This is a genomic window from Citrobacter amalonaticus (genome assembly GCF_018323885.1).
GTDB lineage: Bacteria > Pseudomonadota > Gammaproteobacteria > Enterobacterales > Enterobacteriaceae > Citrobacter_A > Citrobacter_A amalonaticus.
The window spans coordinates 487873-513005 of the sequence record NZ_AP024585.1 but is presented as its reverse complement, the minus strand read 5'-3'; the positions used below and the strand labels follow the sequence as shown (position 1 = coordinate 513005).

23 protein-coding genes are annotated in these 25133 nt (G+C 52.6%); 13 read left to right on the top strand and 10 right to left on the bottom strand.

Features of this window, described 5'->3' with window-relative positions:
* Positions 1 to 39: 39 nt before the first annotated feature.
* From yhdP to csrD, 7 genes are all read right to left on the bottom strand, one after another.
* Positions 40 to 3840, bottom strand: a complete 3801-nt coding sequence (gene yhdP / locus KI228_RS02515; protein ID WP_061069297.1) for an AsmA2 domain-containing protein YhdP — start codon at positions 3838 to 3840, stop codon at positions 40 to 42.
* A 56-nt stretch (positions 3841 to 3896) separates the two neighbouring features.
* A complete protein-coding gene (gene rng / locus KI228_RS02510) occupies positions 3897 to 5366 on the bottom strand; it encodes a ribonuclease G (RefSeq protein WP_042998334.1) in 1470 nt (489 codons plus the stop codon).
* A complete protein-coding gene (locus KI228_RS02505) occupies positions 5356 to 5949 on the bottom strand; it encodes a Maf family protein (protein WP_044263676.1) in 594 nt (197 codons plus the stop codon). The genes rng and KI228_RS02505 overlap by 11 nt, the downstream gene beginning before the upstream one ends.
* Before the next feature lie 8 nt (positions 5950 to 5957).
* Positions 5958 to 6446, bottom strand: coding sequence for a rod shape-determining protein MreD (gene mreD, locus KI228_RS02500; protein ID WP_042998336.1), 489 nt, complete (start codon positions 6444 to 6446; stop codon positions 5958 to 5960).
* On the bottom strand, positions 6446 to 7474 hold the full coding sequence (gene mreC, locus KI228_RS02495) for a rod shape-determining protein MreC (RefSeq protein WP_042998337.1): 1029 nt from the start codon (positions 7472 to 7474) through the stop codon (positions 6446 to 6448). Before mreC ends, mreD begins: the two co-directional genes overlap by 1 nt.
* A 63-nt stretch (positions 7475 to 7537) precedes the next feature.
* Positions 7538 to 8581, bottom strand: a complete 1044-nt coding sequence (mreB, locus tag KI228_RS02490) for a rod shape-determining protein MreB (protein WP_000913396.1) — start codon at positions 8579 to 8581, stop codon at positions 7538 to 7540.
* 308 nt (positions 8582 to 8889) lie between these two features.
* Positions 8890 to 10830 (bottom strand): RNase E specificity factor CsrD, encoded by a 1941-nt coding sequence (gene csrD / locus KI228_RS02485; RefSeq protein WP_044263678.1) that lies wholly within the window; start codon positions 10828 to 10830, stop codon positions 8890 to 8892.
* A 206-nt stretch (positions 10831 to 11036) separates the two neighbouring features.
* Between csrD and acuI the strand changes: the two genes are divergently transcribed.
* The 5 genes from acuI (at position 11037) to accC (ending at position 15931) form a co-directional block, all read left to right on the top strand.
* Positions 11037 to 12011, top strand: coding sequence for an acrylyl-CoA reductase (NADPH) (acuI, locus tag KI228_RS02480; protein WP_061069298.1), 975 nt, complete (start codon positions 11037 to 11039; stop codon positions 12009 to 12011).
* A 105-nt stretch (positions 12012 to 12116) separates the two neighbouring features.
* Positions 12117 to 13121: a protein-methionine-sulfoxide reductase catalytic subunit MsrP gene (msrP, locus tag KI228_RS02475; protein WP_104010273.1), complete on the top strand. Its 1005-nt coding sequence runs from the start codon at positions 12117 to 12119 to the stop codon at positions 13119 to 13121.
* Positions 13122 to 13721, top strand: a complete 600-nt coding sequence (msrQ, locus tag KI228_RS02470; protein WP_058587500.1) for a protein-methionine-sulfoxide reductase heme-binding subunit MsrQ — start codon at positions 13122 to 13124, stop codon at positions 13719 to 13721.
* A gap of 382 nt (positions 13722 to 14103) precedes the next feature.
* Positions 14104 to 14571 (top strand): acetyl-CoA carboxylase biotin carboxyl carrier protein, encoded by a 468-nt coding sequence (gene accB, locus KI228_RS02465; protein ID WP_042998342.1) that lies wholly within the window; start codon positions 14104 to 14106, stop codon positions 14569 to 14571.
* 10 nt (positions 14572 to 14581) lie between these two features.
* Positions 14582 to 15931: an acetyl-CoA carboxylase biotin carboxylase subunit gene (gene accC, locus KI228_RS02460; protein WP_042998343.1), complete on the top strand. Its 1350-nt coding sequence runs from the start codon at positions 14582 to 14584 to the stop codon at positions 15929 to 15931.
* 92 nt (positions 15932 to 16023) lie between these two features.
* Here accC and KI228_RS02455 read toward each other — a convergent pair whose 3' ends face one another.
* Positions 16024 to 16461, bottom strand: coding sequence for a DoxX family protein (locus tag KI228_RS02455; protein WP_061069299.1), 438 nt, complete (start codon positions 16459 to 16461; stop codon positions 16024 to 16026).
* A gap of 31 nt (positions 16462 to 16492) precedes the next feature.
* The gene (locus KI228_RS02450) at positions 16493 to 17185 is read right to left on the bottom strand and encodes an oligogalacturonate-specific porin KdgM family protein (RefSeq protein WP_162178926.1); all 693 of its coding nucleotides are present in this window, start codon (positions 17183 to 17185) and stop codon (positions 16493 to 16495) included.
* A gap of 579 nt (positions 17186 to 17764) precedes the next feature.
* On the opposite strand from KI228_RS02450, the gene KI228_RS02445 reads away from it, so the two are divergent.
* The 8 genes from KI228_RS02445 to KI228_RS02410 all read left to right on the top strand — a co-directional run bounded on the left by KI228_RS02445 (position 17765) and on the right by KI228_RS02410 (position 24060).
* Positions 17765 to 18007, top strand: a complete 243-nt coding sequence (locus KI228_RS02445) for a YhdT family protein (protein ID WP_042998345.1) — start codon at positions 17765 to 17767, stop codon at positions 18005 to 18007.
* Entirely contained in the window at positions 17997 to 19448 is a 1452-nt protein-coding gene (panF, locus tag KI228_RS02440) for a sodium/pantothenate symporter (protein ID WP_042998346.1), read from the top strand. Before KI228_RS02445 ends, panF begins: the two co-directional genes overlap by 11 nt.
* Before the next feature lie 11 nt (positions 19449 to 19459).
* On the top strand, positions 19460 to 20341 hold the full coding sequence (prmA, locus tag KI228_RS02435; protein WP_042998347.1) for a 50S ribosomal protein L11 methyltransferase: 882 nt from the start codon (positions 19460 to 19462) through the stop codon (positions 20339 to 20341).
* A 146-nt stretch (positions 20342 to 20487) separates the two neighbouring features.
* Complete coding sequence (locus KI228_RS02430) at positions 20488 to 21228, top strand: carbonic anhydrase (protein ID WP_061069300.1); 741 nt, start codon at positions 20488 to 20490, stop codon at positions 21226 to 21228.
* 327 nt (positions 21229 to 21555) lie between these two features.
* Complete coding sequence (gene dusB / locus KI228_RS02425) at positions 21556 to 22521, top strand: tRNA dihydrouridine synthase DusB (protein WP_044327070.1); 966 nt, start codon at positions 21556 to 21558, stop codon at positions 22519 to 22521.
* Positions 22522 to 22546: 25 nt separating this feature from the next.
* Entirely contained in the window at positions 22547 to 22843 is a 297-nt protein-coding gene (gene fis / locus KI228_RS02420) for a DNA-binding transcriptional regulator Fis (protein ID WP_000462905.1), read from the top strand.
* Positions 22844 to 22928: 85 nt separating this feature from the next.
* Entirely contained in the window at positions 22929 to 23813 is an 885-nt protein-coding gene (gene yhdJ / locus KI228_RS02415) for an adenine-specific DNA-methyltransferase (RefSeq protein WP_044263680.1), read from the top strand.
* Positions 23814 to 23895: 82 nt separating this feature from the next.
* On the top strand, positions 23896 to 24060 hold the full coding sequence (locus KI228_RS02410) for a DUF2556 family protein (RefSeq protein ID WP_042998358.1): 165 nt from the start codon (positions 23896 to 23898) through the stop codon (positions 24058 to 24060).
* A 27-nt stretch (positions 24061 to 24087) separates the two neighbouring features.
* Here KI228_RS02410 and envR read toward each other — a convergent pair whose 3' ends face one another.
* Positions 24088 to 24735 (bottom strand): acrEF/envCD operon transcriptional regulator, encoded by a 648-nt coding sequence (gene envR / locus KI228_RS02405; RefSeq protein ID WP_042998359.1) that lies wholly within the window; start codon positions 24733 to 24735, stop codon positions 24088 to 24090.
* Between the last annotated feature and the right edge of the window lie 398 nt (positions 24736 to 25133).

The following is a 25133-nucleotide window of genomic DNA, read 5'->3' as shown; positions in this document are numbered from 1 at the left end:
TATGTACTGAGAGTGGGGCAATTCCTTGCCCCCGTCAAATCATTGCGAATTTTCTTTCCGCGGCTGGCGCAGGACTTCGTTGATTTGTGGTTTGTCGACCGGACCGGTGATCCGATAGCGCAGAATCGAGACTTTACTCCATAGCGGTCCTAGCACTTTACTGGCGGCAAAGACTGCCGCACCAACGATCGGGTTCACCGCAAACGCGGCGGCTACCCCCACCGTGGCGGAGATTTCCGGTGCCACCACCGCTTCAATATCCAGCTCGCGGCGCACCAGGTTGACCGACCCTTTCATGGCGATATCCGCTTCCAGCCCGTCTACCAGCGTGTCGTCCGTATGCAATATGCCGTCTTTGATCCAGGCAGTGCTGCGAATGGAGTCGAAGTAAAAACCTTCATTGAAGGTATCGCTAAAATCGAAGCGTAGTTTACGCAGCAGCGCGTCAAAGCTCAGCAAGCGCAGCAACTGTCCCGCGTGCCCGGTGCTTAGCTCGGTGATCTCCCCTTTACCCAGACGGGTGCGGATAATGCCGTTCAGCGAGGCTTCCTCCGGCTTCCACGGCGGATTGCGCCAGTGCAGATCGTAATCCACGTTGAACGACGCGTTGCGAATCGGTGTAGAGACGCCAAAGAACCCTGCCGCGGCGTCAATTTTGTTACCCCGCAGTTTTCCTTTTAAAGAGGTACGCTCGCTGCCAGGGGTGTTAACCCACTGTCCGTCCGCCGTCAGCCTGGTGAAACCGGTGTCCAGCAGACCGTTACTCAGGTTCAGAGTGTCACCCTGAATGGCCACATCCGCATCGATGCGTCCGTATTTCTGTCCCCACATCCAGCACTCTTCACAGCGTAACTGGACGTCAGGCCAGCCACGGAAACTAACGCGTTCTACGGATGCAAATGCCGATGCCGGCGTGTCGCTGTTATCCGTTTTGGCCACGGTGGGGTTGTAATAGAGGTATTTGATATTTGCCAGCCACGGTGCGTTATTGCGCATTGCCAGCGTTGCGTTGATCTCACGCCCCTGCGCCTCGACTTTAGTGCCATTCGATGCCGGTTCAGACACGAGGCTCAGGTTGTTCCACTGTTGTCCGCCCAGCGTTAACGCTGGCGTGCGCAGCGTAATGTGTTGCGGGAAGTTCGCGTTGGCACCAACGTTGTCCGCCGCACCTTTCTGGAACAGGGCCAGCCATTGTGCGCCATCCATCGCGGGCAGATTCAGCTCAATGCCTTCGCGTTCAGGCAAAGGCGGCGGCGTCCGGCTTTCCGCCGTCCAGATCGCGCGATCCAGCGTCAGCTTCTGATTTAACAGCCAGCGGCTGTTAAAATGATTTTCCTGTCCGGCGCTACCGGTCAGCGTAAAGCTGCGCAGGTCGCCCGTTGCTTTAATTTTAACGGGTAATGCCTCACCCGCGCTTTTATCCAGCGGAGAAGGTAAGTGACTGCTCACATTCCTGAGATCGCCGTTCAGCTCAACGTTGTAGGTCGTGCCGGAATGATACGGTAGGTCGATACCCACTTTACCGTCCCACGTCAGACTGCCGCTGAGCGCGTCATTAATTTGTGATGGCAGAACGCCAGTACGAGCGGGCTGCCAGTTACCGTTAAGATTCACCGCAACCTGATAGGCTTTCGTCCCTTCCGTGGTGGCGAAATCAACGTTCACTGGCTGATTAAACCAGTTCGCCGTCATCAGCTCGCTTTTCAGGTTGCCATTGGTAAAGCTGAATTTGCCGCTGAGGTTTTTCAGGGTGCTGTCGAGCGGTTTGATGAAGAGGCTATTATCGCGCAGCGACACATCGCCTTTTGCGGTAACTAATTCGCCGTCCAGCGGGATATCCAGATGTAAGCGAGCATTCACATCGCCGTCGATCTGCAGTTGCTCAAGCGTGGCACCCAGCGAATCCTTCAACGGCGTGTCGTCAAAATACGGACCTACCGCCTTGCCTGGCCCCTGAATATCAGCATCAATCAGCAACTTCTCTTTGGCGTAGTCCGGGATGACCGCCGTCAGGTTCGTGGCCTTCACGCCGCCTAAATTGACGCCATCGGTTTTCATCCACAGGCCGTCATTCAGGAAATCCAGCTCGATATTCAGGTCGGTCAGCGCAGGCCAGTCCGGCTGAAAGGCAAATCTCGCATTGCGTAATGGGACCAGCACTTCAAACTGGCCTTCGTTGTGCTTGTACGGGAACAAATGCGGATTACCGCCATACACCAGCGTCGCGTTTTCCGCTTCTCCACCCTGAATCGCACCGCTGAGATAGTCCACCAGCGCCTTGCCCATCAGATTTTCCGGGAAGTAACGCCAGGCCTGAGAGCCGTCATCAGTGCTGATACCCGCCAGAATCCCCAGCCAGGGGTCATCGCCTGTCGGCTGTAGATAGCGGAAGCCGCCACGCGCATGGACCGCTTTCGCTTTCACATCAATATTACGTCCGTCCAGCTGAAAACCGTTGTCATTCTTTAGCCAGTTCAGCGTGGCAACGCCGTCTTCAATTTCTAATGGCGCACGGAAGACCGTTTCGTAGGGCATTTTGGCCTGTTTCATCGACGCGGTCAGCGCGCCATTTTCCACACTCCCGGAGAGCGTTCCGGAGAAGTGCTCTGCCCCTGGCAACAGCTTCCACTGTTTCCACGCCAGATCGCGCCATGAGGCCTGAAAACGCGTCTTTTCCGTGGCCTGAAGCGGGATATCCAGCGCCAGGGTATCGATATTTCCGCTCGGTTGGGTGGCAAGCCAGATGTCACCCAGCTCGGGCGAAAGCTTCGACACCATCGGGCGTAGCCCCTCAAGCCCGGTCAACTCCAGATGGCTGGCGCGGATGCGCAGTTCGTCACTGCGTTTTCCGTCTGCGCCACCGACTTCCTGCTCGGGGATCCAGGCGAGCTGTAGCGCACCGCGCGGCCAGGCCTTGCCGTCCATCGTGATGCGAGTATCGGGAATAGAAAACTGCCAGCCCGGCTGTTCACGACTGATATGCGCCGTCAGATTGTCGACAGAGAGCGTATGGAGGTTATTGTCGCCTTTCCAGCTCGCGCCCCCCTGTTTCAGCCAGACATCGCCACCGGCGATCTCACCTTTGCTGATGGTCATCCAACCTTCGAGGCTAAAGCGCGCGGTCTCCAGCGCCACGTTATCCTGCATCCATTTTCCCAGCCACGGCTTCACGTCGATATCGTCGGCCTGCAACCAGACCCGACCATTATTCAGCAACCCTTCATCATCACGCAGATCCATGCGCACCTGCATGACGCCGTGCTGACCGGTCAGACTGGAGAGGCTGACTTGTCCTTCCGCGCGGTGGCGGTTTTTACCATTAACCCAGGTCAGTTGCGGAATCGCCAGTTCGGCGCGCTGACCGGAGAGCGTCAGAAAGCTGATTTGACTGTCGCGGAGATCGAAGTGATCGAACTGGCGCAGGAAAAGATCGTTGATTCGGCTGGCTTCCAGACCGTCACCGCTTTCGCTGCGTTCAATCGGCGTGTTGGTACGGAAATTCAGTTGCCAGAAGGTGAGATCGCGAAATTGCCAGCGCATGTGCAGCAAACTTTGCCAGACATCCAGCCCCAGGGTAACGCGTTTTACCGAAAATTCGCCGCCGTCTTTCAGTTCCGCGCGGATATCACGTGCTTCGAGAGTGGGTCCAAAATTTTGCCAGTTGGCGGAGATCTGGCTGGCCTTGACCGGCAGCCCCGTCGCAGACTCAATTTTGCTGAGGATCGTCGGACGCCAACTGTCGAGATGCGGTAATGCCAGGCGCAAACCACTGACCAACAGCGCTACGACAACGACGAGCGCGGCTCCAGTGAGCAATAATATCCCCGGCAATCGCCTCACGCGTCTCTCCTTGTCTGCCTGAAAATGCGCCGCCCGTCACGCGGCACCGTATCGGTTTACATCATTACGACGTCAAACTGCTCCTGGTTATAGAGCGGTTCAATTTGTACTTTCACCTGTTTGCCGACAAAAATCTCAACTTCCGCCAGCGCGTGCGACTCTTCCCCTTTCAGGGTTTCCGCCACTGCCGGAGAAGCATAGACCAGGAAGCGGTCGGAGTCGTAGGCGTGGTGCACGCGAACGATCTCACGCATGATCTCATAGCAGACAGTTTCCACCGTCTTCACCGTGCCGCGTCCGTGACAGGTCGGACATTCGTTGCACAGCACATGCTCCACACTCTCACGCGTGCGCTTGCGCGTCATCTCCACCAGACCCAACTGCGAAAAACCGTTAATGCTGGTTTTCACCCGATCTTTACTCAGCGCCTGCTCAAGCGAATGCAGAACCCGGCGACGGTGATCCTCATTATTCATGTCGATAAAATCGATAATAATGATACCGCCGAGATTACGCAGTCGCAGCTGACGGGCAATCGCCTGGGTCGCTTCAATATTAGTGTTGAAGATGGTGTCATCAAGATTACGATGACCGACAAACGCGCCGGTATTAATGTCGACGGTGGTCATCGCTTCAGTTTGATCGATAATCAGATAGCCGCCGGATTTCAGTTCCACTTTGCGCTCCAGCGCTCGCTGGATTTCATTCTCAACGTCAAAGAGATCGAAAATCGGCTGGCGTCCGCTGTAATGCTCCAGCTTGCTGGTCATTTCCGGGATGTATTCCGCAGTAAACTCCAGCAGGGCTTCATAGGTCAGACGGGAATCCACGCGAATGCGGTCTAACTGTGCGTCAGCAAAATCACGCAGTACACGCTGCGCCAGCGCCAGCTCGCCATACATCTGGTAACGCGTCTGCGGACGCTTTTTGCGCTCCATCACTTTGGTCCAGACGCGCTTGAGGTACGCGGCGTCTGACGCCAGATCGTCTTCACAAACGCCTTCTGCCGCAGTGCGGATGATAAATCCACCCTGCTCGTCACAGTACTCAGCGACCACTTTCTTCAGGCGCTCACGCTCGGCTTCACTTTCGATACGCTGAGACACACCCACATGCGAGGCGCCGGGCATAAAGACCAGATAACGAGACGGTAAAGTGATGTCGGTGGTCAGACGCGCGCCTTTGGTGCCCAACGGATCTTTCACCACCTGCACCATCAGATCTTGCCCCTGACGCACCAGCTCCGAAATATCGCGAACAGTAAACTGCTTCTGCTCTTCACCCGCCACGCATTCGGTGTGCGGCATAATGTCGGAAGCGTGAAGAAACGCGGCTTTATCCAGCCCAATATCTACAAAAGCCGCCTGCATACCCGGAAGTACGCGACTGACCCGACCTTTGTAGATATTGCCTACGATCCCGCGTCGCGCTTCGCGCTCAATATGAATTTCTTGCAGAATACCGCCATCAATGTACGCCACGCGTGTTTCCGATGGCGTTACGTTTACCAACAATTCAGCCGTCATGTGTATCCCTTTTCTCACGCAGTGAGTTAAAATTGCTCAGCAACTCATACGTTTCAACCAGCGGTAAGCCGACTACGGCGTGATAGCTGCCATTTATCTTCCTGACAAAACAGCCACCCTGCCCCTGAATACCGTATGCACCTGCTTTATCCATCGGTTCACCGCTGGCGATATAGTCAGCGATATCCGCATCCGTCAACGCTCTGAACGTCACCTCGGTTATCACCAGGCAGTCAAGCACATACTGGCTATCCGCCAGCGCAACGGCCGTCATCACCTGATGCGTTTGCCCGGACAATTTGCGCAACATCAGCGCCGCATGGTGTACGTCACGTGGCTTCTCTAACACTTCCCCATTGAGGATAACGATGGTATCCGCCCCCAGAACAGGGAGATCGCGCGGCGTCTGCGCCACGCCGGCCTGGGCTTTTTCTCGCGCCAGACGCGACACATATTGCTGTGCGCTTTCCCCCTCGCCACGCGTTTCTTCGATTCCCGTAACTATACGTTCGAAAGAAACGCCTAACTGCGTGAGCAGTTCCTGACGACGCGGCGAACCGGAAGCTAAGTATAGAGATGTCATAGAAACCTTTATTGCACTGCAAATTGCTGGCGGACTTTACGCATCAGCAAGAAAAGCCACGGCCAGAGCACTCCGTTGACTACACTACTCCAGAACACTTCAGGTCTGAAAGAGACGTTGATCACTAAAAACTCTGACCAGAAAACAATAATATCCACCACCAGCGAAAGCAACATCACCACCAGTGCCTGCTGCCAGAGCGCCAGATTGCGAAAGAGCTGAAATTTCAGCGCAACCAGGTAAGCGATGATGCTCATCGACAATGCCCGCACGCCAAGCGTGGAACCACTAATGAGATCCAGTATGGCACCCATCACGAAACCTGTGCCCACATTGACGCGATGCGGCAGGGCGAGGATCCAGTAGAGTAAAATAAGCAGCACCCAGTTTGGCCGAAAGACAATGATCTCATCCGGCCAGGGCATCACTTGCAATAACAGAGCGATAAAGAACGAGAGCCAGATAACCCAGCGACCCTGGCTACGATAGCTTGCCACTACTGGCCTCCCGGCGCACGCGCTGGAGGCGGCGTCGCACCCGCTGGCGGAGCGGCAGGTGATGACGTGATACCGGTTGCTGGCGCAGGCACGGGCGACGGCGGCCCCATCATGTCCGGAGACGGCAACACTTGCGGCATCATCTGCATCAGACGTTCATTCGCCACGCGATGCACATCTTCCGGCGTCATCGGGTTGGCGCCGTTACGGTCGGCCCCCCACAGCAACAGCAGATAGCGCAGACGCTGTAAGCCCGCAGTAGGACGCGCCTGAATCACGGTGTAAGCACGTTGAGTATCCAGCTTAACGGAAGAGACCACGCCAACCGGATAGCCTTCCGGGAAACGACCGCCCAGACCAGACGTAACCAGCACATCGCCAACGCGAATATCGGTATTGGCTGGCAGGTGTTCGAGTTGCAGATCGTCGGTGCAGCCGTTACCGGCCGCGATCACCCGGATGTCGTTGCGCAACACCTGAATGGGTAAGGCATGCGTGGCATCACAAATCAGCAGGACGCGGCTGGTCAGCTTCGCCACCGCGACGACCTGACCGACAACGCCTTTGTCGCTGATTACCGGTTGGCCTTCGTAAACGCCGTTCACGCTGCCTTTGTCGATAACCACCTGGTCGCTGTAGGGATCGTTAACCGTGGAGATGACCTGCGTCACCATCTTTTGTTCATCCTGACGCAGCGGCGAACCCAGCAGCTCGCGCAGGCGCGCGTTCTCCTGTTTGTACTGCCCCAGCATCAACAGTTCACTGTTTTTCAGCAGCAGTTCCTGGCGCAGCGCCCGGTTTTCAAGCTCAAGCTGGTCGCGTGAGGCGAGCGTTTGCGAGACGCCATCAAGCAGTTCACGGGGACCATTGGAAATAAAGTAGAAAGGACTGACGGCGGTATCCATGTAGGTACGGATCTGACTGAACGTACCCAGGCGGCTGTCGGCAATAATAACGCCGAGCGCCACCAACACCGCCAGAATAAGGCGAATCTGTAGCGAGGGGCCACGGCTAAAAATTGGCTTCATAAGTTTGCGTATTCTCGTATCAGAGTCGGCAGGACAGCATAATGCTCTCCTGCCGGCACCCGATTACTCTTCGCTGAACAGGTCGCCGCCGTGCATGTCGATCATTTCCAGCGCTTTGCCGCCGCCACGCGCCACACAGGTCAGCGGGTCTTCAGCGACAACAACTGGAATACCGGTTTCTTCCATTAACAGACGATCAAGGTTACGCAACAGCGCGCCACCACCAGTGAGCACCATTCCGCGCTCGGAGATATCAGACGCCAGTTCCGGCGGGCACTGTTCCAGTGCAACCATCACCGCGCTAACGATACCGGTCAGCGGCTCCTGCAGGGCTTCCAGAATCTCGTTAGAGTTCAGGGTGAAGCCGCGAGGAACACCTTCTGCCAGGTTACGACCGCGCACTTCGATTTCGCGCACTTCGTCGCCCGGATAGGCAGAACCAATTTCATGCTTGATACGCTCTGCGGTGGCTTCACCGATCAGAGAACCGTAGTTACGGCGCACATAATTAATGATGGCTTCATCGAAGCGATCGCCGCCGATACGAACAGAAGAAGAATAGACCACACCGTTCAGGGAGATAACGGCGACTTCCGTCGTACCGCCACCGATGTCCACAACCATCGAGCCGGTTGCCTCAGAAACGGGCAGACCCGCACCGATTGCCGCCGCCATCGGCTCTTCAATCAGGAAGACTTCGCGGGCGCCAGCGCCCTGTGCGGATTCACGAATAGCACGACGCTCAACCTGAGTGGCACCAACCGGTACGCACACCAGCACACGCGGGCTTGGACGCATAAAGCTGTTGCTGTGCACTTGCTTGATGAAGTGCTGGAGCATTTTTTCAGTCACGAAGAAATCGGCAATAACGCCGTCTTTCATTGGGCGAATAGCAGCAATGTTGCCCGGCGTACGACCCAGCATCTGCTTCGCATCATGACCTACTGCAGCCACGCTTTTCGGTGAACCGGCACGATCCTGACGAATGGCCACAACGGAAGGCTCATTCAATACGATGCCTTGTCCTTTTACATAAATGAGGGTATTCGCGGTACCCAGGTCAATGGACAAGTCATTGGAAAACATGCCACGAAATTTTTTCAACATACTAAGGGATAATCCTGAAAGCTGGGGCGGAAAACAAAATCCGCTTACTTTACCAACCACACGCAGCAGCGACAAGGCGCAAAAATCATCTGCTACGGTGAAAATTAGTGCAGTTCGTTTCCTTTGTTACAAATCTCTACCTGAGTCCCTCAGGGCTGAGTACTTCAGCAGCAATCCTCGCCCTCATTTGCAACCGGTTTAAGGTCATTCACCTGCATATGTGCTGTTACAAAATGGCGAGCAGACAAGCACACCCCCATGAAGGCACAGCGCGCGTTATTCTACGTGAAAACTGAACAAACGGCAGGTTAAACCGAGTATCTTTGAGAATATTTTTTCACATTGGTATCCAGCGGCTGGGAGGCAGCAAAAAAATCCCCCTGTCCACCGGAAACACCACGCGCTGTCAGCGTCTGCCACTCACCGCGCGAACGTACACCCGTTGCGTAAACCTGGGTGCTGGTGCCTGAGCACGCCTCCACCAGGCTTTGAACCAGCAACTGGTTTTCCGTTCGCTTCTCAATGTTCCTGACCAGACTCGGATGAAGCTTGATCAATTCCACATTGAGTTCCTTAATCCAGCTGGTACTCACCAGCGTTAAACCCGCCTGCGTGACGGCAACCCGAACGCCTAATGCATTCACTAAGCGGATAACGGGCTGCAACCGGCTGATGTGTTGACCTACATCCGCCTCCGCAAGTTCAATAATTATGCGTTTTCGTTGCGATTTTTCACACTGCATCAAGGTATCGCGTAACCAACGCTGAAAACGTGGACGAATCAGCGACTCTACCGTCACCTGCATCGCCAGATTCTCTTCCGGCCAGTAGTTTAGCAGCGGAATGACGCGGCTTATTTGTAAGCGGTCATACTCTTCTGATAAACCGAACTGTAAAACCATCGGCATGTATTCCGCCGTGCTGACCTCTTCATTACCATCAAAGATGCGGCACATCAGTTCCCGATGATGCACATGTCCGTCCCGAGTGACGGCCGGTTTCTGATAAATTCGCGGGCCGCCGCGGCTGAGCATCTGCTCAATCAGCGTTCGCCAGCGCACGTTGCCACGCCCTTTTTCCGGCAACGAGTCGTCATACACCGCCCAGCTATTTCCGCCCTGCAACACAGCATTGCGGGTCGCCGCCTCTGCATGTTCCATCACCTGTTCAGTCGACTGCCCGCTACGCCAGGCGCAAATGCCGATATGTACCATATCGTCACGATCGAGCATTTTATTAGTCGGAAGTGCATCGACTGCTTTTAAAAGTTGTCCGGCTACGCTTTCCGCCTCTTTCAAAGTACGGTGCGGCAGCAAAACGGCAAAGTCGCTGCGATGGTAGCGCGCCAGTAGCGACCCCGGAAAACGCATCATAAAAGTAGACAATAAATTGATCAGACTAAACAGTTCTTCTTCGGCGAGGTTACGCCCCCAACTGTCACGCAACAGGTTAAAGTCCGGCAGGCGAATCATCATCACCACGCCATGCGCGCCGATCTTCTCCTGATCGTCCAGCAACGTCGCCAGTTGGTTGTCAAAAAAGAGCCGATTGCTGAGGCCGGTTTTGGTGTCCTGCGCGGCGTAAGAGCGAATCAGCGTATCGAGACGGCTCCGCTGCTCCTGGGCGCTCTGGATTTCGGACAACAGCATATCCAGCGCGCTACTGGTGCGCGCCGGCCATTCATAGACCGTACCCCGTACACTGGCTCCCCGTTCTCCATTCAAAATTCGCGTCGAACGCATCTCCAGCAGTTCCTGACCGGAAAGTTGACGCTGTAGCCAACGTACCGACAGAAACAGCATCAGTACAATAAAACCAATGGCCAGCGTGAGCGGTGCCGTCGTCATCAGTGAATGAAAATAGTTGCCCATCGGATCCTGATAGACCAGATCCATCGTCATTCCCGGGTGCTTCATCAGCGGAACCGAGAGCTCGCGAAAGAGATTACTGGTGCCAACCGGGCGATAGCTACTGTTACGGGTTTGGCTATAAATGACCTTTTCACCCTGCAGCAGATCGACGCGTACGACGTCGGCAGACACCATCAGTTCGTCAATTTGCGATGTTAACTGTTTGAAATCGCGTGAAACAAGATGCGTGTCAATGGCTGTCGCCACCGCCTGGACACGATGGGCCATCTTGTACTGGATGGCGTTGTAAAAGCTCAGCGAGCAGCCGATCAGGGTGACAAAGATCGTTAACCCGGTGAGCAGCGTGACAAAAGCTGAGAATTTCGTCGTTAATCGCATCCTTGAGTTAACTCCGACGGTTGAATTGCGACACGAAACTGCTTAACCAAACGCAAAATTCGTCCGGTTGCGCAAAGAGTGAGTGCATACTACCAAATCAGGTGTATCTGGCAATTTATTGCGTTGCATCGGATTCACGTTTCAATTAGCGAGTATAGTCTTCAGACGTCATTTTCCAATCCACCATGCAGAATTGAGGACAGGTTATGCAGGCTTTGATCTTAGAACAGCAGGACGGTAAAACCCTTGCTTCCGTGCAGACTCTTGAAGAAAGTCGGCTGCCGGAAGGCGATGTCACAGTGGATGTCCACTGGTCCAGTCTGAACTATAAAGATGCGCTCGCCATCACCGGAAAAGGAAAAATCATCCGCAACTTTCCGATGATTCCTGGCATTGATTTCGCTGGCACCGTTCGGACCAGCGAAGATCCTCGTTTTCATGCGGGGCAGGACGTGTTGCTGACCGGTTGGGGCGTTGGCGAAAATCATTGGGGTGGCCTGGCAGAACAGGCACGCGTGAAAGCGGACTGGCTGGTTGCGCTGCCAAAAGGGCTGGACAGCCGTAAAGCGATGGTGATCGGCACTGCCGGGTTTACTGCCATGCTGTGCGTGATGGCGCTTGAAGAGGCGGGCATTCGTCCGCAAGACGGTGAAATCGTGGTCACCGGCGCCAGCGGCGGTGTCGGCAGTACCGCGGTCGCGCTGCTGCATAAACTGGGCTATCAGGTTGTTGCGGTGTCCGGACGTGAAAGCACCCATGATTATCTCCGCCAGTTGGGCGCAAGCCGTATTCTGGGTCGTGATGAGTTCGCCGAATCCCGTCCACTGGAAAAACAACTGTGGGCCGGGGCAATTGATACCGTGGGTGATAAAGTGCTGGCGAAAGTGCTTGCGCAAATGAACTACGGGGGCTGTGTCGCCGCCTGTGGTCTGGCGGGCGGTTTTGCCCTGCCAACGACAGTGATGCCGTTTATTTTGCGCAACGTTCGTCTGCAAGGGGTGGATTCTGTGATGACGCCACCGGCGCGCCGTGCTCAGGCCTGGCAGCGTCTGGTGAATGACTTACCGGAATCATTCTATGCACAGGCAGCAACGGAAATTTCACTGGCTGAGGCGCCGAAGTTCGCCGATGCCATCATTAATAACCAGGTACAAGGCCGTACGCTGGTTAAAGTGAAGTAAACACAAACGCCGTAGAAATTTACACTTAATTAACGAAATTTCGCTGCGCACTGACAGACTCCCTGCCATAGTAACTACGCATTATATGTACGCCTGGAGTCTGTTATGAAGAAATTACGTCCACTCAAAGAAGCCGATGTCACTGCCGAATCGGCTTTCTTTATGCATCGCCGCCAGGTGCTGAAAGCGCTGGGGATCGGGGCTGCCACGCTGTCGCTGCCGATATCCGCGCAGGCGGATCTGTTGAGCTGGTTCAAAGGCAACGATCGTCCACCCGCGCCCGCCGGCAAACCGCTGGAATTCAGCAAACCCGCCGCATGGCAAAACACGCTGCCTTTAACGCCAGAAGATAAAGTCACTGGCTACAACAACTTCTACGAGTTTGGTCTGGATAAGGCCGATCCTGCCGCCAATGCGGGCAGCATGAAAACCGATCCCTGGACGTTGAAAATCAGTGGTGAAGTGGCTAAACCATTAACCCTGGATCACGATGCGCTCACCACACGCTTTCCTTTAGAGGAGAGGATTTACCGGATGCGCTGTGTTGAAGCCTGGTCGATGGTGGTGCCGTGGATTGGCTTTCCTTTACATAAGCTGCTGGCGCTCGTCGAACCCACCAGCAATGCAAAATATGTCGCGTTCGAGACGCTTTATGCGCCGGACGACATGCCGGGACAAAAAGATCGCTTCATTGGCGGCGGTTTGAAATATCCTTATGTCGAAGGATTGCGCCTGGATGAGGCGATACATCCCCTGACGCTGCTGACCGTTGGCGTATACGGTAAAGCGTTACCGCCGCAAAACGGCGCGCCTGTACGCCTGACAGTGCCGTGGAAATATGGCTTTAAAGGCATTAAATCGATCGTCAGCATTAAACTGACCCGCGAGCGGCCCCCCACCACCTGGAATCTTGCCGCTGCCGATGAGTACGGTTTTTACGCTAATGTGAATCCGCATGTTGATCACCCGCGCTGGTCGCAGGCAACGGAACGATTTATCGGCGCAGGCGGGATTCTGGATGTCCAACGGCAACCCACCCTACTGTTTAACGGCTATGCCGATGAAGTGGCCTCGCTGTATCGCGGCCTGAATTTGCGGGAGAATTTCTAAGTGCGGCTGAGTGCAAAACAGATTATCTGGCTGAAAGTGGCGCTTCATCTGGCGGGATTGCTACCATTTCTCTGGCTGTTCTGGGCCATTAACAACGGCGGGCTCAGCGCCGATCCGGTAAAGGACATCCAGCACTTTACCGGTAGGACAGCTCTGAAATTTTTGCTCGCTGCCTTGCTGGTCACGCCGCTCGCACGCTACGCTAAACAGCCATTATTGATACGCACCCGTCGTCTGCTGGGGTTATGGTGTTTCGCCTGGGCTACGCTGCATCTGACCAGTTACGCGCTGCTAGAGTTAGGTATCCATAATCTCGGATTGTTGGGACGAGAACTGATTACGCGCCCGTATTTAACGCTTGGGATCATCAGTTGGCTCATCCTGCTCGCGCTGACGCTAACATCAACACAGGCAGCACAACGAAAATTGGGTAAGCGCTGGCAATTTTTGCACAACTTCGTCTATCTGGTGGCGATCCTCGCGCCGATACATTATCTGTGGTCGGTGAAGATTTTGTCACCTCAACCCATCATTTATGCTCTGCTCGCACTGCTGCTTTTGGCCTGCCGTTACAAGAAGTTCCGCCAGTGGTGGCGCTAGTTCGGCGAACTGTGCAGTCGGTTACAAAATGCAGAGACTCGGATGTTATTTGTGTGTTAGCGGTTGATTATCTTCCCTGATAAGACCAGTATTTAGCTGCCAATTGCTACGAAATCATTATAATGTGCGACCTTGGCTCCCTGGACAGCGTTTTTAGACCGCTGAAAAGGTGACAATCGAGCATTGAAGGTATATTTTGTTTTTTGCCGGAGGATTGCAGCAAATCGCTGCATGTTAACCGACAAGTCTCACATGAATCGTTGAGGCGGAATATACCGGCGTCCTGGCAGGCGCAAGCCGTTTTGCCATCGGGACTCACGCTTTACAGACAGCGCTTAATGCCTGTCACAATCACACTAAACAAAGAGTACGGAACCCACTCATGGATATTCGTAAGATTAAAAAACTGATCGAGCTGGTTGAAGAATCAGGCATCTCCGAACTGGAAATTTCTGAAGGCGAAGAGTCTGTACGCATCAGCCGCGCAGCGCCAGCAGGTAGCTTCCCGGTGATGCAACAAGCCTACGCTGCACCAATGATGCAGCAGCAACCTGCTCTGTCTAACGCAGTTGCTCCGGCAGCAGAAGCGCCGGCAGCCGCCGCAGCAGAAATCAGTGGTCACATCGTACGTTCCCCAATGGTTGGTACTTTCTACCGCACCCCGAGCCCGGACGCTAAAGCGTTCATCGAAGTGGGTCAGAAAGTCAATGTAGGCGATACCCTGTGCATCGTTGAAGCCATGAAAATGATGAACCAGATCGAAGCGGACAAATCAGGTACCGTGAAAGCTATCCTGGTCGAAAGTGGTCAACCGGTAGAATTTGACGAGCCGCTGGTCGTCATCGAGTAACGAGGCGAACATGCTGGATAAAATTGTTATCGCCAACCGCGGCGAGATTGCATTGCGAATTCTTCGTGCCTGTAAAGAACTGGGTATCAAGACTGTCGCTGTGCACTCAAGCGCGGATCGCGATTTAAAACACGTATTGCTGGCGGATGAGACGGTTTGTATTGGTCCGGCTCCGTCCGTAAAAAGCTATCTGAACATCCCGGCTATCATCAGCGCCGCTGAAATCACTGGCGCGGTAGCGATTCACCCGGGTTATGGCTTCCTCTCTGAGAACGCCAACTTTGCTGAGCAGGTTGAACGCTCTGGCTTTATCTTCATCGGCCCGAAAGCGGACACCATCCGTCTGATGGGTGACAAAGTATCGGCGATCACCGCGATGAAGAAAGCTGGCGTCCCGACCGTACCGGGTTCTGACGGCCCGCTGACCGACGATATGGATGCGAACCGTGCCCATGCAAAACGCATCGGCTATCCGGTTATCATCAAGGCGTCCGGCGGCGGCGGCGGTCGCGGTATGCGCGTAGTACGCGGCGATGCCGAACTGGCGCAATCCATCTCCATGACCAAAGCGGAAGCGAAAGCGGCTTTCAGCAACGACATGGTTTATATGGAGAAATACCTTGAGAACCCACGCCACATCGAAATTCAGGTGCTGGCAGACGGTCAGGGTAACGCGATTTATCTGGCGGAACGTGACTGCTCTATGCAGCGTCGTCACCAGAAAGTCGTCGAAGAAGCACCGGCACCGGGTATTACCCCGGAACTGCGTCGCTTCATTGGCGAGCGTTGCGCGAAAGCCTGTGTGGATATCGGCTATCGCGGCGCGGGCACCTTTGAATTCCTGTTCGAAAACGGCGAGTTCTACTTCATTGAAATGAACACCCGTATTCAGGTTGAACACCCGGTTACCGAAATGATCACCGGTGTTGACCTGATCAAAGAACAGTTGCGCATTGCTGCTGGCCAGCCGCTGTCGATCAAGCAAGAAGAGGTGCAGGTCAAAGGCCACGCGGTGGAATGCCGTATCAATGCTGAAGACCCGAACACCTTCCTGCCGAGCCCGGGTAAAATCACCCGCTTCCACGCGCCAGGCGGTTTTGGCGTGCGCTGGGAGTCGCATATCTATGCCGGTTACACCGTACCGCCATACTATGACTCCATGATCGGCAAGCTTATCTGCTACGGCGAAACCCGTGATGTGGCGATTGCCCGCATGAAAAACGCGCTGCAGGAACTGATCATCGACGGTATTAAAACCAACGTTGATCTGCAGACGCGCATCATGAACGACGAGCACTTCCAGCAAGGTGGTACTAACATCCACTATCTGGAGAAAAAGCTCGGCCTCACTGAGAAGTAATTCTCGGTGCACAGCAAAATGGGCTCGGAAGAGCCCATTTTTTTACACCGATTTATCTTCTTCTAAGGCCCGAATTTTCGGGCCTTCTCTTTTTACCGGCGAGAAGAAAATTCAGACATTACGGAATATTTTCCACCACCCAGAAAGAGCATACAAAACCCGCCACACAGATATATAGCCTGTAACTCCAGGGCCCACGCTCCCTGAGACGTCAGAGCCAATACTTTCCCGTCCATCACCAGATACGTCGCAAACAGCATTGTGAAGGTAAAAATTGCCGCCGCATAACGTGTCATGACGCCGAGAATCAGCATTAACGGCGCGACGATTTCGCCGATGAACGATCCCCACGCGATAAAAGCCGGCAAATGGTGAGATTCCAGCAGGAACACGACTGCGCCAAGTCCGTGTTTCGCTTTCGCTACGCCATGAAATAGCATGAGTCCGCCAAAAACCACCCGCAGTATTAATTTTGCCGCATCCGGGTTATTAGTATATCGATGAAATACTTCATCCCATTGTTTTAACATTCTGTGCAACTCCCTTTCATCCCTTTTCTCTTTAGTAGGTGTACTGGAAACCTATCCGGAAACGTGTTTGCCTGTCGTCTTGCAGTCTGTTGACGGAGACATTGCCAATCTCAATATAAGGTGCCCAGTTTTTGGTGACAGAGTAGGCGACCTTCATGTCATGCTCATAGTCGGCGTGACTTTCATTATAAATATCGGTATTGGCATGTAAGTAAACAAAGTTGTATTCAAACTTCCAGTCACCGGTCTTATAGCCAAGCCACGCGTCATAACGCCCAGTTGCTTTATTATTCAGGTCTTCATTATCCTGCAAGGTGTAATCATAACGATAGCGCAGGTTCAGATAAAAACCATTACCCAGTACGGTCCCGAGTAACAGGTTAGGTTTATAGATGGTATTACCCGAATTACTATCAATATTAAAAGCAGGGATCAGATACATTTTGGGATTAAGGATAAAGCGATAGCTGATAGTGGCTTCACTACCGTTATTATCTAATTCATTAAAAGGCTCATTTGCATCGTCACCACTTGATTTATAACGGGTCTCGACAGAGAAACCGAATTGGTTATCAAACCGATGCGCAAAATAGATACGATCTTTATTAATTTTTCCATCATCGAAGTAGTCGTGACGTAAATCGATAACAGATTCAGCGGCCAGGACATTGCAGCTAACCAGTATTGCCACCGCACTAATAGTCATTCTCTTATTTAATTTCATATTAAAGTCCATGTATGAACGCAAAAAAAGACCTTTCCGTCTCTGACAGAATTAAGAAAAGGCATTGCCACTGAGAATCTCGCTACTCAGAAAACCCGATAACAGGTTCAGCGCCGGTTAAGAATATTATTGTTATATCACCCTGTAAATTGCAGTCATTAATAAAATATGAGATCTGGCGAGCAAAATAAGAGGCATAAGAAAACATCCATATAAATAGCCATTGAGAAAAAACAGCGCATTCATCGACTTTATATAGTCGTCACAGCTTATTACGTCATTAATTAATAACATACCGTTAGTCGCCTTATTATTAATTAATAACGGAGGAGCTATCTAATTTAGGTACTTTGCCCAATAAAAACGAGAGTAATCAATATTATTATCTAAAACAAAAATAGAAAAATAAAAATAGAATACGTTGATTTTCAGAACAGTTCGTTTTGATTAATTGATCGTGATTATTTTGTCTCCTCACCCCACAGGGGCAAGATCGTTCTTCAGCCGCCACCTTTCTCTCCCCCCTGACCAGCGGCTTAAGGTACAATCCCCGCTTTCTTTTTCAACAAGGGACAAAAAATGGACAAACGTTTTGTTCAGGCCAATAAAGAAGCGCGTTGGGCGCTATGGCTGACCCTTCTCTATCTGGCTGCCTGGCTCGCCGCAGCTTACATTCCAGGGGTGACGCCGGGCATAACCGGGTTGCCGCACTGGTTTGAAATGGCTTGCCTGTTAACACCGCTGATCTTCATTTTGCTGTGCTGGGCCATGGTGAAATTTATCTATCGTGACATTCCCCTGGAGGATGACGATGCAGCTTGAAGTCATTCTGCCGCTGGTTGCCTATCTGGTTGTTGTGTTCGGTCTTTCTGTTTATGCCATGCGTAAACGGCAGACCGGCACCTTCCTGAATGAATATTTTCTGGGTAGCCGTTCCATGGGGGGGATCGTCCTGGCGATGACCCTGACCGCGACATACATCAGCGCCAGCTCATTTATTGGTGGACCTGGTGCGGCCTATAAATACGGACTGGGATGGGTGTTGCTGGCGATGATTCAGCTTCCCGCCGTCTGGCTTTCGCTGGGGATACTCGGCAAGAAATTCGCCATCCTTGCCCGTCGCTATAATGCCGTCACCCTCAACGACATGCTGTTTGCCCGCTACCAGAGTCGCCTGCTGGTGTGGCTGGCGAGCCTCAGCCTGCTCGTGGCGTTTGTCGGTGCCATGACCGTGCAGTTCATCGGCGGCGCACGCCTGCTGGAAACGGCGGCGGGTATTCCCTATGAAACAGGCCTGCTGATTTTCGGTATCAGTATCGCGCTGTATACCGCGTTCGGCGGCTTTCGTGCCAGCGTACTTAACGACACAATGCAGGGACTGGTGATGCTGATTGGCACCATCGTGCTGCTGGTCGGTATCGTGCATGCGGCCGGTGGCCTGAGCCATGCCGTAGAGACCTTAAACACCATCGACCCAAAACTGGTTTCACCGCAGGGCGCCGATGACATTCTGTCTCCGACCTTTATGACCTCATTCTGGGTACTGGTCTGTTTTGGTGTGATCGGTCTGCCGCATACGGCGGTGCGCTGCATCTCCTACAAAGACAGCAAAGCGGTACACCGCGGGATAATCATCGGTACCATCGTGGTGGCGATCCTGATGTTTGGTATGCATCTTGCCGGCGCGCTGGGTCGTGCGGTTATCCCTGACCTGACGGTGCCGGATCTGGTGATCCCCACGCTGATGGTCAAAGTGCTGCCGCCTTTCGCCGCCGGGATCTTCCTTGCCGCGCCAATGGCGGCCATTATGTCGACGATCAACGCCCAGTTGCTGCAAAGTTCCGCTACGATCATTAAAGATCTCTATCTTAATATTCGCCCGGAACAGTTGCAGAACGAGACGCGGTTGAAACGAATATCGGCGATGATCACCCTCATCTTAGGCGCGCTGCTCTTACTTGCCGCCTGGAAACCGCCAGAGATGATCATCTGGCTGAATCTGCTGGCGTTTGGCGGTCTGGAAGCCGTGTTCTTGTGGCCGCTGGTGCTTGGCCTTTACTGGGAGCGCGCGAATGCGACCGGAGCGCTGAGTGCGATGATTGTCGGCGGCGTGCTGTATGCGATTCTCGCCACCTTTAACGTTCAGTACCTGGGCTTCCATCCGATTGTGCCCTCGTTGCTGCTAAGTTTGCTGGCTTTCCTGGTCGGAAACCGTTTCGGTTCTCCTGCCCCGCAAGCCGCTGTATTGACTACTGATAAATAAAGAGTTTTGCCATGCCATGGATCCAATTAAAACTGAACACGACGGGCGCTAACGCGGAAGCATTGAGCGATGCCCTGATGGAAGCGGGTTCCGTTTCCATCACCTTCCAGGACACGCACGACACGCCGGTTTTTGAGCCATTGCCGGGCGAAACACGCCTGTGGGGCGACACCGACGTTATCGGTCTGTTTGATGCCGAAACCGACATGAAAGAAGTCGTCGCCATCCTGGAACACCATCCGCTGCTGGGCGTCGGGTTCGCGCATAAAATTGAACAACTGGAAGATAAGGACTGGGAACGCGAGTGGATGGATAACTTCCACCCCATGCGTTTTGGCGAACGCCTGTGGATCTGCCCAAGCTGGCGCGACGTGCCGGATGAAAATGCCGTCAACGTAATGCTCGACCCCGGTCTGGCGTTTGGTACCGGCACTCATCCCACCACCTCACTGTGCCTGCAGTGGCTCGACAGTCTCGATTTAACCGGTAAGACCGTTATCGACTTTGGTTGCGGTTCCGGCATCCTCGCAATTGCCGCACTGAAACTGGGCGCCGCAAAAGCGATCGGTATCGATATTGATCCGCAGGCGATTCAGGCCAGCCGTGATAACGCCCAGCGTAATGGTGTATCAGAACGTCTTGAACTCTACCTGCCACAGGATCAGCCAGACGCCATGAAAGCCGACGTAGTGGTCGCCAACATTCTGGCAGGCCCATTACGCGAGCTGGCACCGTTAATCAGCGTCCTGCCCGTTACAGGCGGTCTGCTGGGCCTTTCCGGTATCCTTGCCAGCCAGGCGGAAAGTGTTTGTGAAGCTTATGCCGATCTCTTCGCTCTCGATCCGGTGGTGGAGAAAGAAGAGTGGTGTCGAATCACGGGCCGTAAGAAGTAACCCTGTCTCCCGCGCGTGGCCGTACTACCGGCCACGTTTTTCAGCATTTCGCCCGCTCCTTCCTCTTCCTCTCATACGGTAAAATAGACGCGTAACTCATTGAAGTTGCAAATATAAAAAACTATTTTATTCATTGGAAGAATTTCATGAACCCTTTTTTGAGCAAGGCAACGCTTCTCGCGTTAAGCATCATGTCATCCACCGCGATGGCGTCACACTGGAGCTATGAGGGTGAAGGATCCCCGGAACACTGGGGCGCACTCAGTGAAGAGTATAAAACCTGTCAGACCGGGATGAATCAGTCCCCAATAAACATCGACCAGTCGGCAAATGCCCACCTGAAGCCCCTGAAAACCCACTACACTGAGGGCCCCATTACTCTCATTAACAACGGTCACACAATCCAGGCCGCGTTAAAGAGCGCAACGGCTGATACCATCGCGATTGACGGGACTCCGTTTACATTGCAGCAATTCCACTTTCATGCCCCAAGCGAAAATACGGTTCACGGTAAACATTACGCGATGGAAATGCATCTTGTGCACAAAGACGCAAATGGTGCTATCGCCGTTGTTGCGGTCATGTTTGATAAAGGGGCGGCAAACACTGAGCTGGACAAACTGTGGGCGACTATGCCTGAACAAACCGGGCAGGACGCTAACGTCACCTCACAAATGGATCTGAATGCCCTGCTGCCGAAAAACAAACGCTTTTGGCGTTTCAGCGGTTCACTGACCACACCGCCCTGCTCTGAAGGGGTAACCTGGATTGTCATGAAGCACCCTCTGACGCTGTCCGCCGCGCAGTTAGAAAAATTCAGCCATACGATGCATCATGACAATAATCGTCCGCCCCAACCGCTGAACGGTCGTGTCGTGGTCGAGTGATGACCGATGCGTTGCGCAATCATCTGCTGAAATGAGAGCGATGTCACATTAACTCAAGATAATCTGCTGATTAATTCAGCAGATTATCTTGCAAGCCCGCGCAGATTCGAAGAAAAAATGAGAAGTTACGCAAAATTATAAGCGTACAGAATTTCGTCACGCTTTTGTAATGCAATGATTTGTATGGCTAATTATTTTATGGCGTTGACGTTAACGGCGATTCTTTGATCCACCGCAGAGGATTGGTCAAAGTTTGGCCTTTCATCTCGTGCAAAAAATGCGTAATATACGCCGCCTTGCAGTCACAGTATGGTCATTTCTTAACTCATGCGCATCGGACAATACCAGCTTAGAAATCGCCTGATCGCAGCGCCCATGGCTGGCATCACTGACAGACCTTTTCGGACGCTGTGTTATGAGATGGGAGCCGGATTGACCGTATCCGAGATGATGTCGTCTAACCCGCAGGTTTGGGAAAGCGACAAATCCCGTTTACGGATGGTGCACGTTGATGAGCCAGGAATTCGCACGGTGCAAATTGCCGGTAGCGACCCTGTTGAGATGGCCGATGCCGCACGGATTAACGTGGAAAGCGGCGCCCAGATTATTGATATCAATATGGGGTGTCCGGCTAAAAAAGTGAATCGCAAGCTCGCAGGTTCAGCCCTCTTGCAGTACCCGGATTTAGTGAAGTCGATACTAACCGGGGTGGTTAATGCAGTGGACGTTCCTGTGACCCTGAAGATTCGCACCGGCTGGGCTCCGGAACACCGTAACTGCGTAGAGATTGCCCAACTGGCTGAAGACTGTGGCATTCAGGCTCTGACCATTCATGGACGCACCCGCGCCTGTTTGTTCAATGGAGACGCTGAGTACGACAGTATTCGGGCAGTTAAGCAGAAAGTTTCCATTCCGATTATCGCGAATGGTGACATTACTGACCCGCTTAAAGCCAGAGCTGTGCTTGACTATACGGGGGCTGATGCCCTGATGATAGGCCGCGCAGCTCAGGGAAGACCCTGGATCTTTCGGGAAATCCAGCATTATCTGGACACTGGGGAGTTGCTATCCCCCCTGCCTCTGGCAGAGGTTAAGCGCTTGCTTTGTGCGCATGTTCGGGAACTGCATGACTTTTATGGCCAGGCAAAAGGGTACCGAATCGCGCGTAAACACGTCTCCTGGTATCTCCAGGAGCACGCTCCAAATGACCAGTTTCGGCGCACATTCAACGCCATTGAGGATGCCAGCGAACAGCTGGAGGCGTTGGAGGCATACTTCGAAAATTTTGCGTAAACAGAAATAAAGAGCTGACAGAACTATGTTCGAACAACGCGTAAATTCTGACGTACTGACCGTTTCTACCGTTAACTCTCAGGATCAGGTAACCCAAAAACCCCTGCGTGACTCGGTTAAACAGGCACTGAAGAACTATTTTGCTCAACTGAACGGTCAGGATGTTAATGACCTCTATGAGCTGGTACTGGCTGAAGTAGAACAGCCCCTGTTGGACATGGTGATGCAATACACCCGTGGTAACCAGACCCGTGCTGCCCTGATGATGGGCATCAACCGTGGTACGCTGCGTAAAAAATTGAAAAAATACGGCATGAACTAATCTCGATTAGCTAATTGCTTGTTTAAAAAGGCGCTACTCGGCATGGGGAAGCGCCTTTTTTATACGCCTCTTTTGTGGAGCCGATATGAACTCACGATGTGAGCCACACTACTTTGGTGATGAATCCGCGTCGATCATCCACGGAGATGCGCTGACAGAACTTAAGAAACTCCCCGCTGAAAGCGTCGATTTAATCTTTGCCGACCCGCCTTACAATATCGGAAAGGATTTTGACGGGATGGTCGAGTCCTGGGACGAAGACATCTTCCTGGGCTGGCTGTTCGCGTGCATTGAGGAGTGTCATCGGGTGCTGAAAAAACAGGGCACGATGTACATCATGAACAGCACCGAAAACATGCCGCATATCGATCTCAAATGCAGAACGCTGTTTACCATCAAAAGCCGGATTGTCTGGTCTTATGACAGTTCAGGCGTGCAGGCGAAGAAATTCTTTGGCTCAATGTACGAACCGATCCTGATGATGGTCAAAGATGCCCGACAGTACACTTTCAACAGTGACGCTATTCTGGTTGAGACCAAAACCGGTGCGAAAAGAGCGCTGATTGACTACCGTAAAAACCCACCACAACCTTACAACACGCAAAAAGTTCCGGGCAACGTCTGGGAATTTCCCCGCGTGCGTTATTTGATGGATGAATATGAAAACCATCCGACGCAAAAACCTATCGCCCTGCTAAAACGGATCGTTTTGGCCTCCTCCAATCCTGGCGATACGGTGCTGGATCCCTTCGCCGGCAGCTTTACGACAGGTGCTGTGGCCGTGGAATCGGGACGTAAATTCATCGGTATTGAGGTCAATAATGAGTATGTGAAGATGGGGCTCAGACGGCTGAACATCAGCTCACACTACTCCCAGGAAGAGCTGACGAAAATCAAAAAGAGAAAGACGAAAAACCTGTCGAAAAAGAGTCGAACGGCGTCAGATGTGGTGAAGATGACAGCAAAGTAAAAGCATTGTAAGCCTGCTTTTCAGGACGCATTTTTCGTGTATATTTCCTGCACGCTTGGGCATGAATACACAGGATTTGGCAATGATTCGTAAGTATTGGTGGCTGGTTGTTTTTGCGGTCTCCGTGTTCCTTTTTGATGCGTTACTGATCCAGTGGATTGAACTGATCACCACAGAAGTCGATAAATGCCGCAATATGGATTCTGTCAATCCGCTCAAGCTGGTCAACTGTACCGAATTACAATAGCGTGTCATTGATAGACAGGAGAAATGATTATAGGGTTTCCGATGTTAATTGCATGACATATCCATCAGGAATTAACATCCTTAATACATTATCCACCAGCGCCGGTGCCTGCTGATAAAGATCGTAGCGGGTAGAATTCATCAACCAGTTTTTCACGATCCCGCTAAAACTACCGTGAATAATAATTAACACAACGTCTAAATCCAGGGTTCTGGAAATTAACCCTTCCGTCATACTCGCCTGCAACGCGTCGCGTAGTCCCCTCTGGCTAAACCCAATTTTCTCGCGTATTTCCTGTTCTGATATCATCCCCTCATGAAATTCACATTTATGATATAAAATTTGCAGCAAGGCCTGCTGCCGGGGAATTTCCGCGATATATTGTAATCCGGCAATTAACTTTTCGCGCAACCGCTGCAAGGGATTATCGCAGTCATGCAAAGCTAACCGGTCCTGAATAAGATCACGTAATGGCGGTTGCTGTTGCCAGAGTTCATTGAAGAGCTGCGTTTTGTTGTCAAAATGCCAGTAGATAGCCCCCCGCGTGACCTGGGCCGCGTCGGCAATGTCGTTAAGCGTCGTGTTGCCAACGCCTCGCGTGGCAAACTGGATGATTGCAGTCTCAATCAAATGTTGTCGCGTTTTTAACGCTTCGGCTTTTGTTCTTTTAGCCATAAGTTATCGTTTCAGGAGCAGGATAAAAAACAGAAATATGGCAATTCACAATTGCCGTTCAAAAAGAACTGTATCACCTCATCCGTTCCGAGATGAAACAAAAGCGAATAGCCTCAGCACAAAACATTCAATCAAATAACCCCCACAAATAAAAACCAACAAAAACATTCATACAACAAATGTACATTTCCAAATATATTAGCCAGCAACAAGGCATGACAAAGAAAAACAAAATGAAAAGACAAAGCCATCACTTTTTTGTTTTTACGTGCCGTAGACCCGGCCATAAAATAACTATCGCTTACATCGCACGCTAATAATTTGTAGGATAGCCAACTATTATTTCTTCGTGCACGTTATCGCCTTACCGTTATCCGGTAAATAACGAGCTATTGGTT

Bases quoted from the DNA above. Each gene is read 5' to 3' on its own strand.
- KI228_RS02430 (WP_061069300.1), top strand. From the start codon at position 20,488: ATGAACCCTTTTTTGAGCAAGGCAACGCTTCTCGCGTTAAGCATCATG.
- yhdJ (WP_044263680.1), top strand. From the start codon at position 22,929: ATGAACTCACGATGTGAGCCACACTACTTTGGTGATGAATCCGCGTCG.
- panF (WP_042998346.1), top strand. From the start codon at position 17,997: ATGCAGCTTGAAGTCATTCTGCCGCTGGTTGCCTATCTGGTTGTTGTG.
- prmA (WP_042998347.1), top strand. From the start codon at position 19,460: ATGCCATGGATCCAATTAAAACTGAACACGACGGGCGCTAACGCGGAA.
- acuI (WP_061069298.1), top strand. From the start codon at position 11,037: ATGCAGGCTTTGATCTTAGAACAGCAGGACGGTAAAACCCTTGCTTCC.
- KI228_RS02450 (WP_162178926.1), bottom strand. From the start codon at position 17,185: ATGAAATTAAATAAGAGAATGACTATTAGTGCGGTGGCAATACTGGTT.
- KI228_RS02445 (WP_042998345.1), top strand. From the start codon at position 17,765: ATGGACAAACGTTTTGTTCAGGCCAATAAAGAAGCGCGTTGGGCGCTA.
- accB (WP_042998342.1), top strand. From the start codon at position 14,104: ATGGATATTCGTAAGATTAAAAAACTGATCGAGCTGGTTGAAGAATCA.
- dusB (WP_044327070.1), top strand. From the start codon at position 21,556: ATGCGCATCGGACAATACCAGCTTAGAAATCGCCTGATCGCAGCGCCC.
- KI228_RS02410 (WP_042998358.1), top strand. From the start codon at position 23,896: ATGATTCGTAAGTATTGGTGGCTGGTTGTTTTTGCGGTCTCCGTGTTC.
- mreC (WP_042998337.1), bottom strand. From the start codon at position 7,474: ATGAAGCCAATTTTTAGCCGTGGCCCCTCGCTACAGATTCGCCTTATT.
- envR (WP_042998359.1), bottom strand. From the start codon at position 24,735: ATGGCTAAAAGAACAAAAGCCGAAGCGTTAAAAACGCGACAACATTTG.
- KI228_RS02505 (WP_044263676.1), bottom strand. From the start codon at position 5,949: ATGACATCTCTATACTTAGCTTCCGGTTCGCCGCGTCGTCAGGAACTG.
- mreB (WP_000913396.1), bottom strand. From the start codon at position 8,581: ATGTTGAAAAAATTTCGTGGCATGTTTTCCAATGACTTGTCCATTGAC.
- accC (WP_042998343.1), top strand. From the start codon at position 14,582: ATGCTGGATAAAATTGTTATCGCCAACCGCGGCGAGATTGCATTGCGA.
- KI228_RS02455 (WP_061069299.1), bottom strand. From the start codon at position 16,461: ATGTTAAAACAATGGGATGAAGTATTTCATCGATATACTAATAACCCG.
- csrD (WP_044263678.1), bottom strand. From the start codon at position 10,830: ATGCGATTAACGACGAAATTCTCAGCTTTTGTCACGCTGCTCACCGGG.
- rng (WP_042998334.1), bottom strand. From the start codon at position 5,366: ATGACGGCTGAATTGTTGGTAAACGTAACGCCATCGGAAACACGCGTG.
- fis (WP_000462905.1), top strand. From the start codon at position 22,547: ATGTTCGAACAACGCGTAAATTCTGACGTACTGACCGTTTCTACCGTT.
- msrP (WP_104010273.1), top strand. From the start codon at position 12,117: ATGAAGAAATTACGTCCACTCAAAGAAGCCGATGTCACTGCCGAATCG.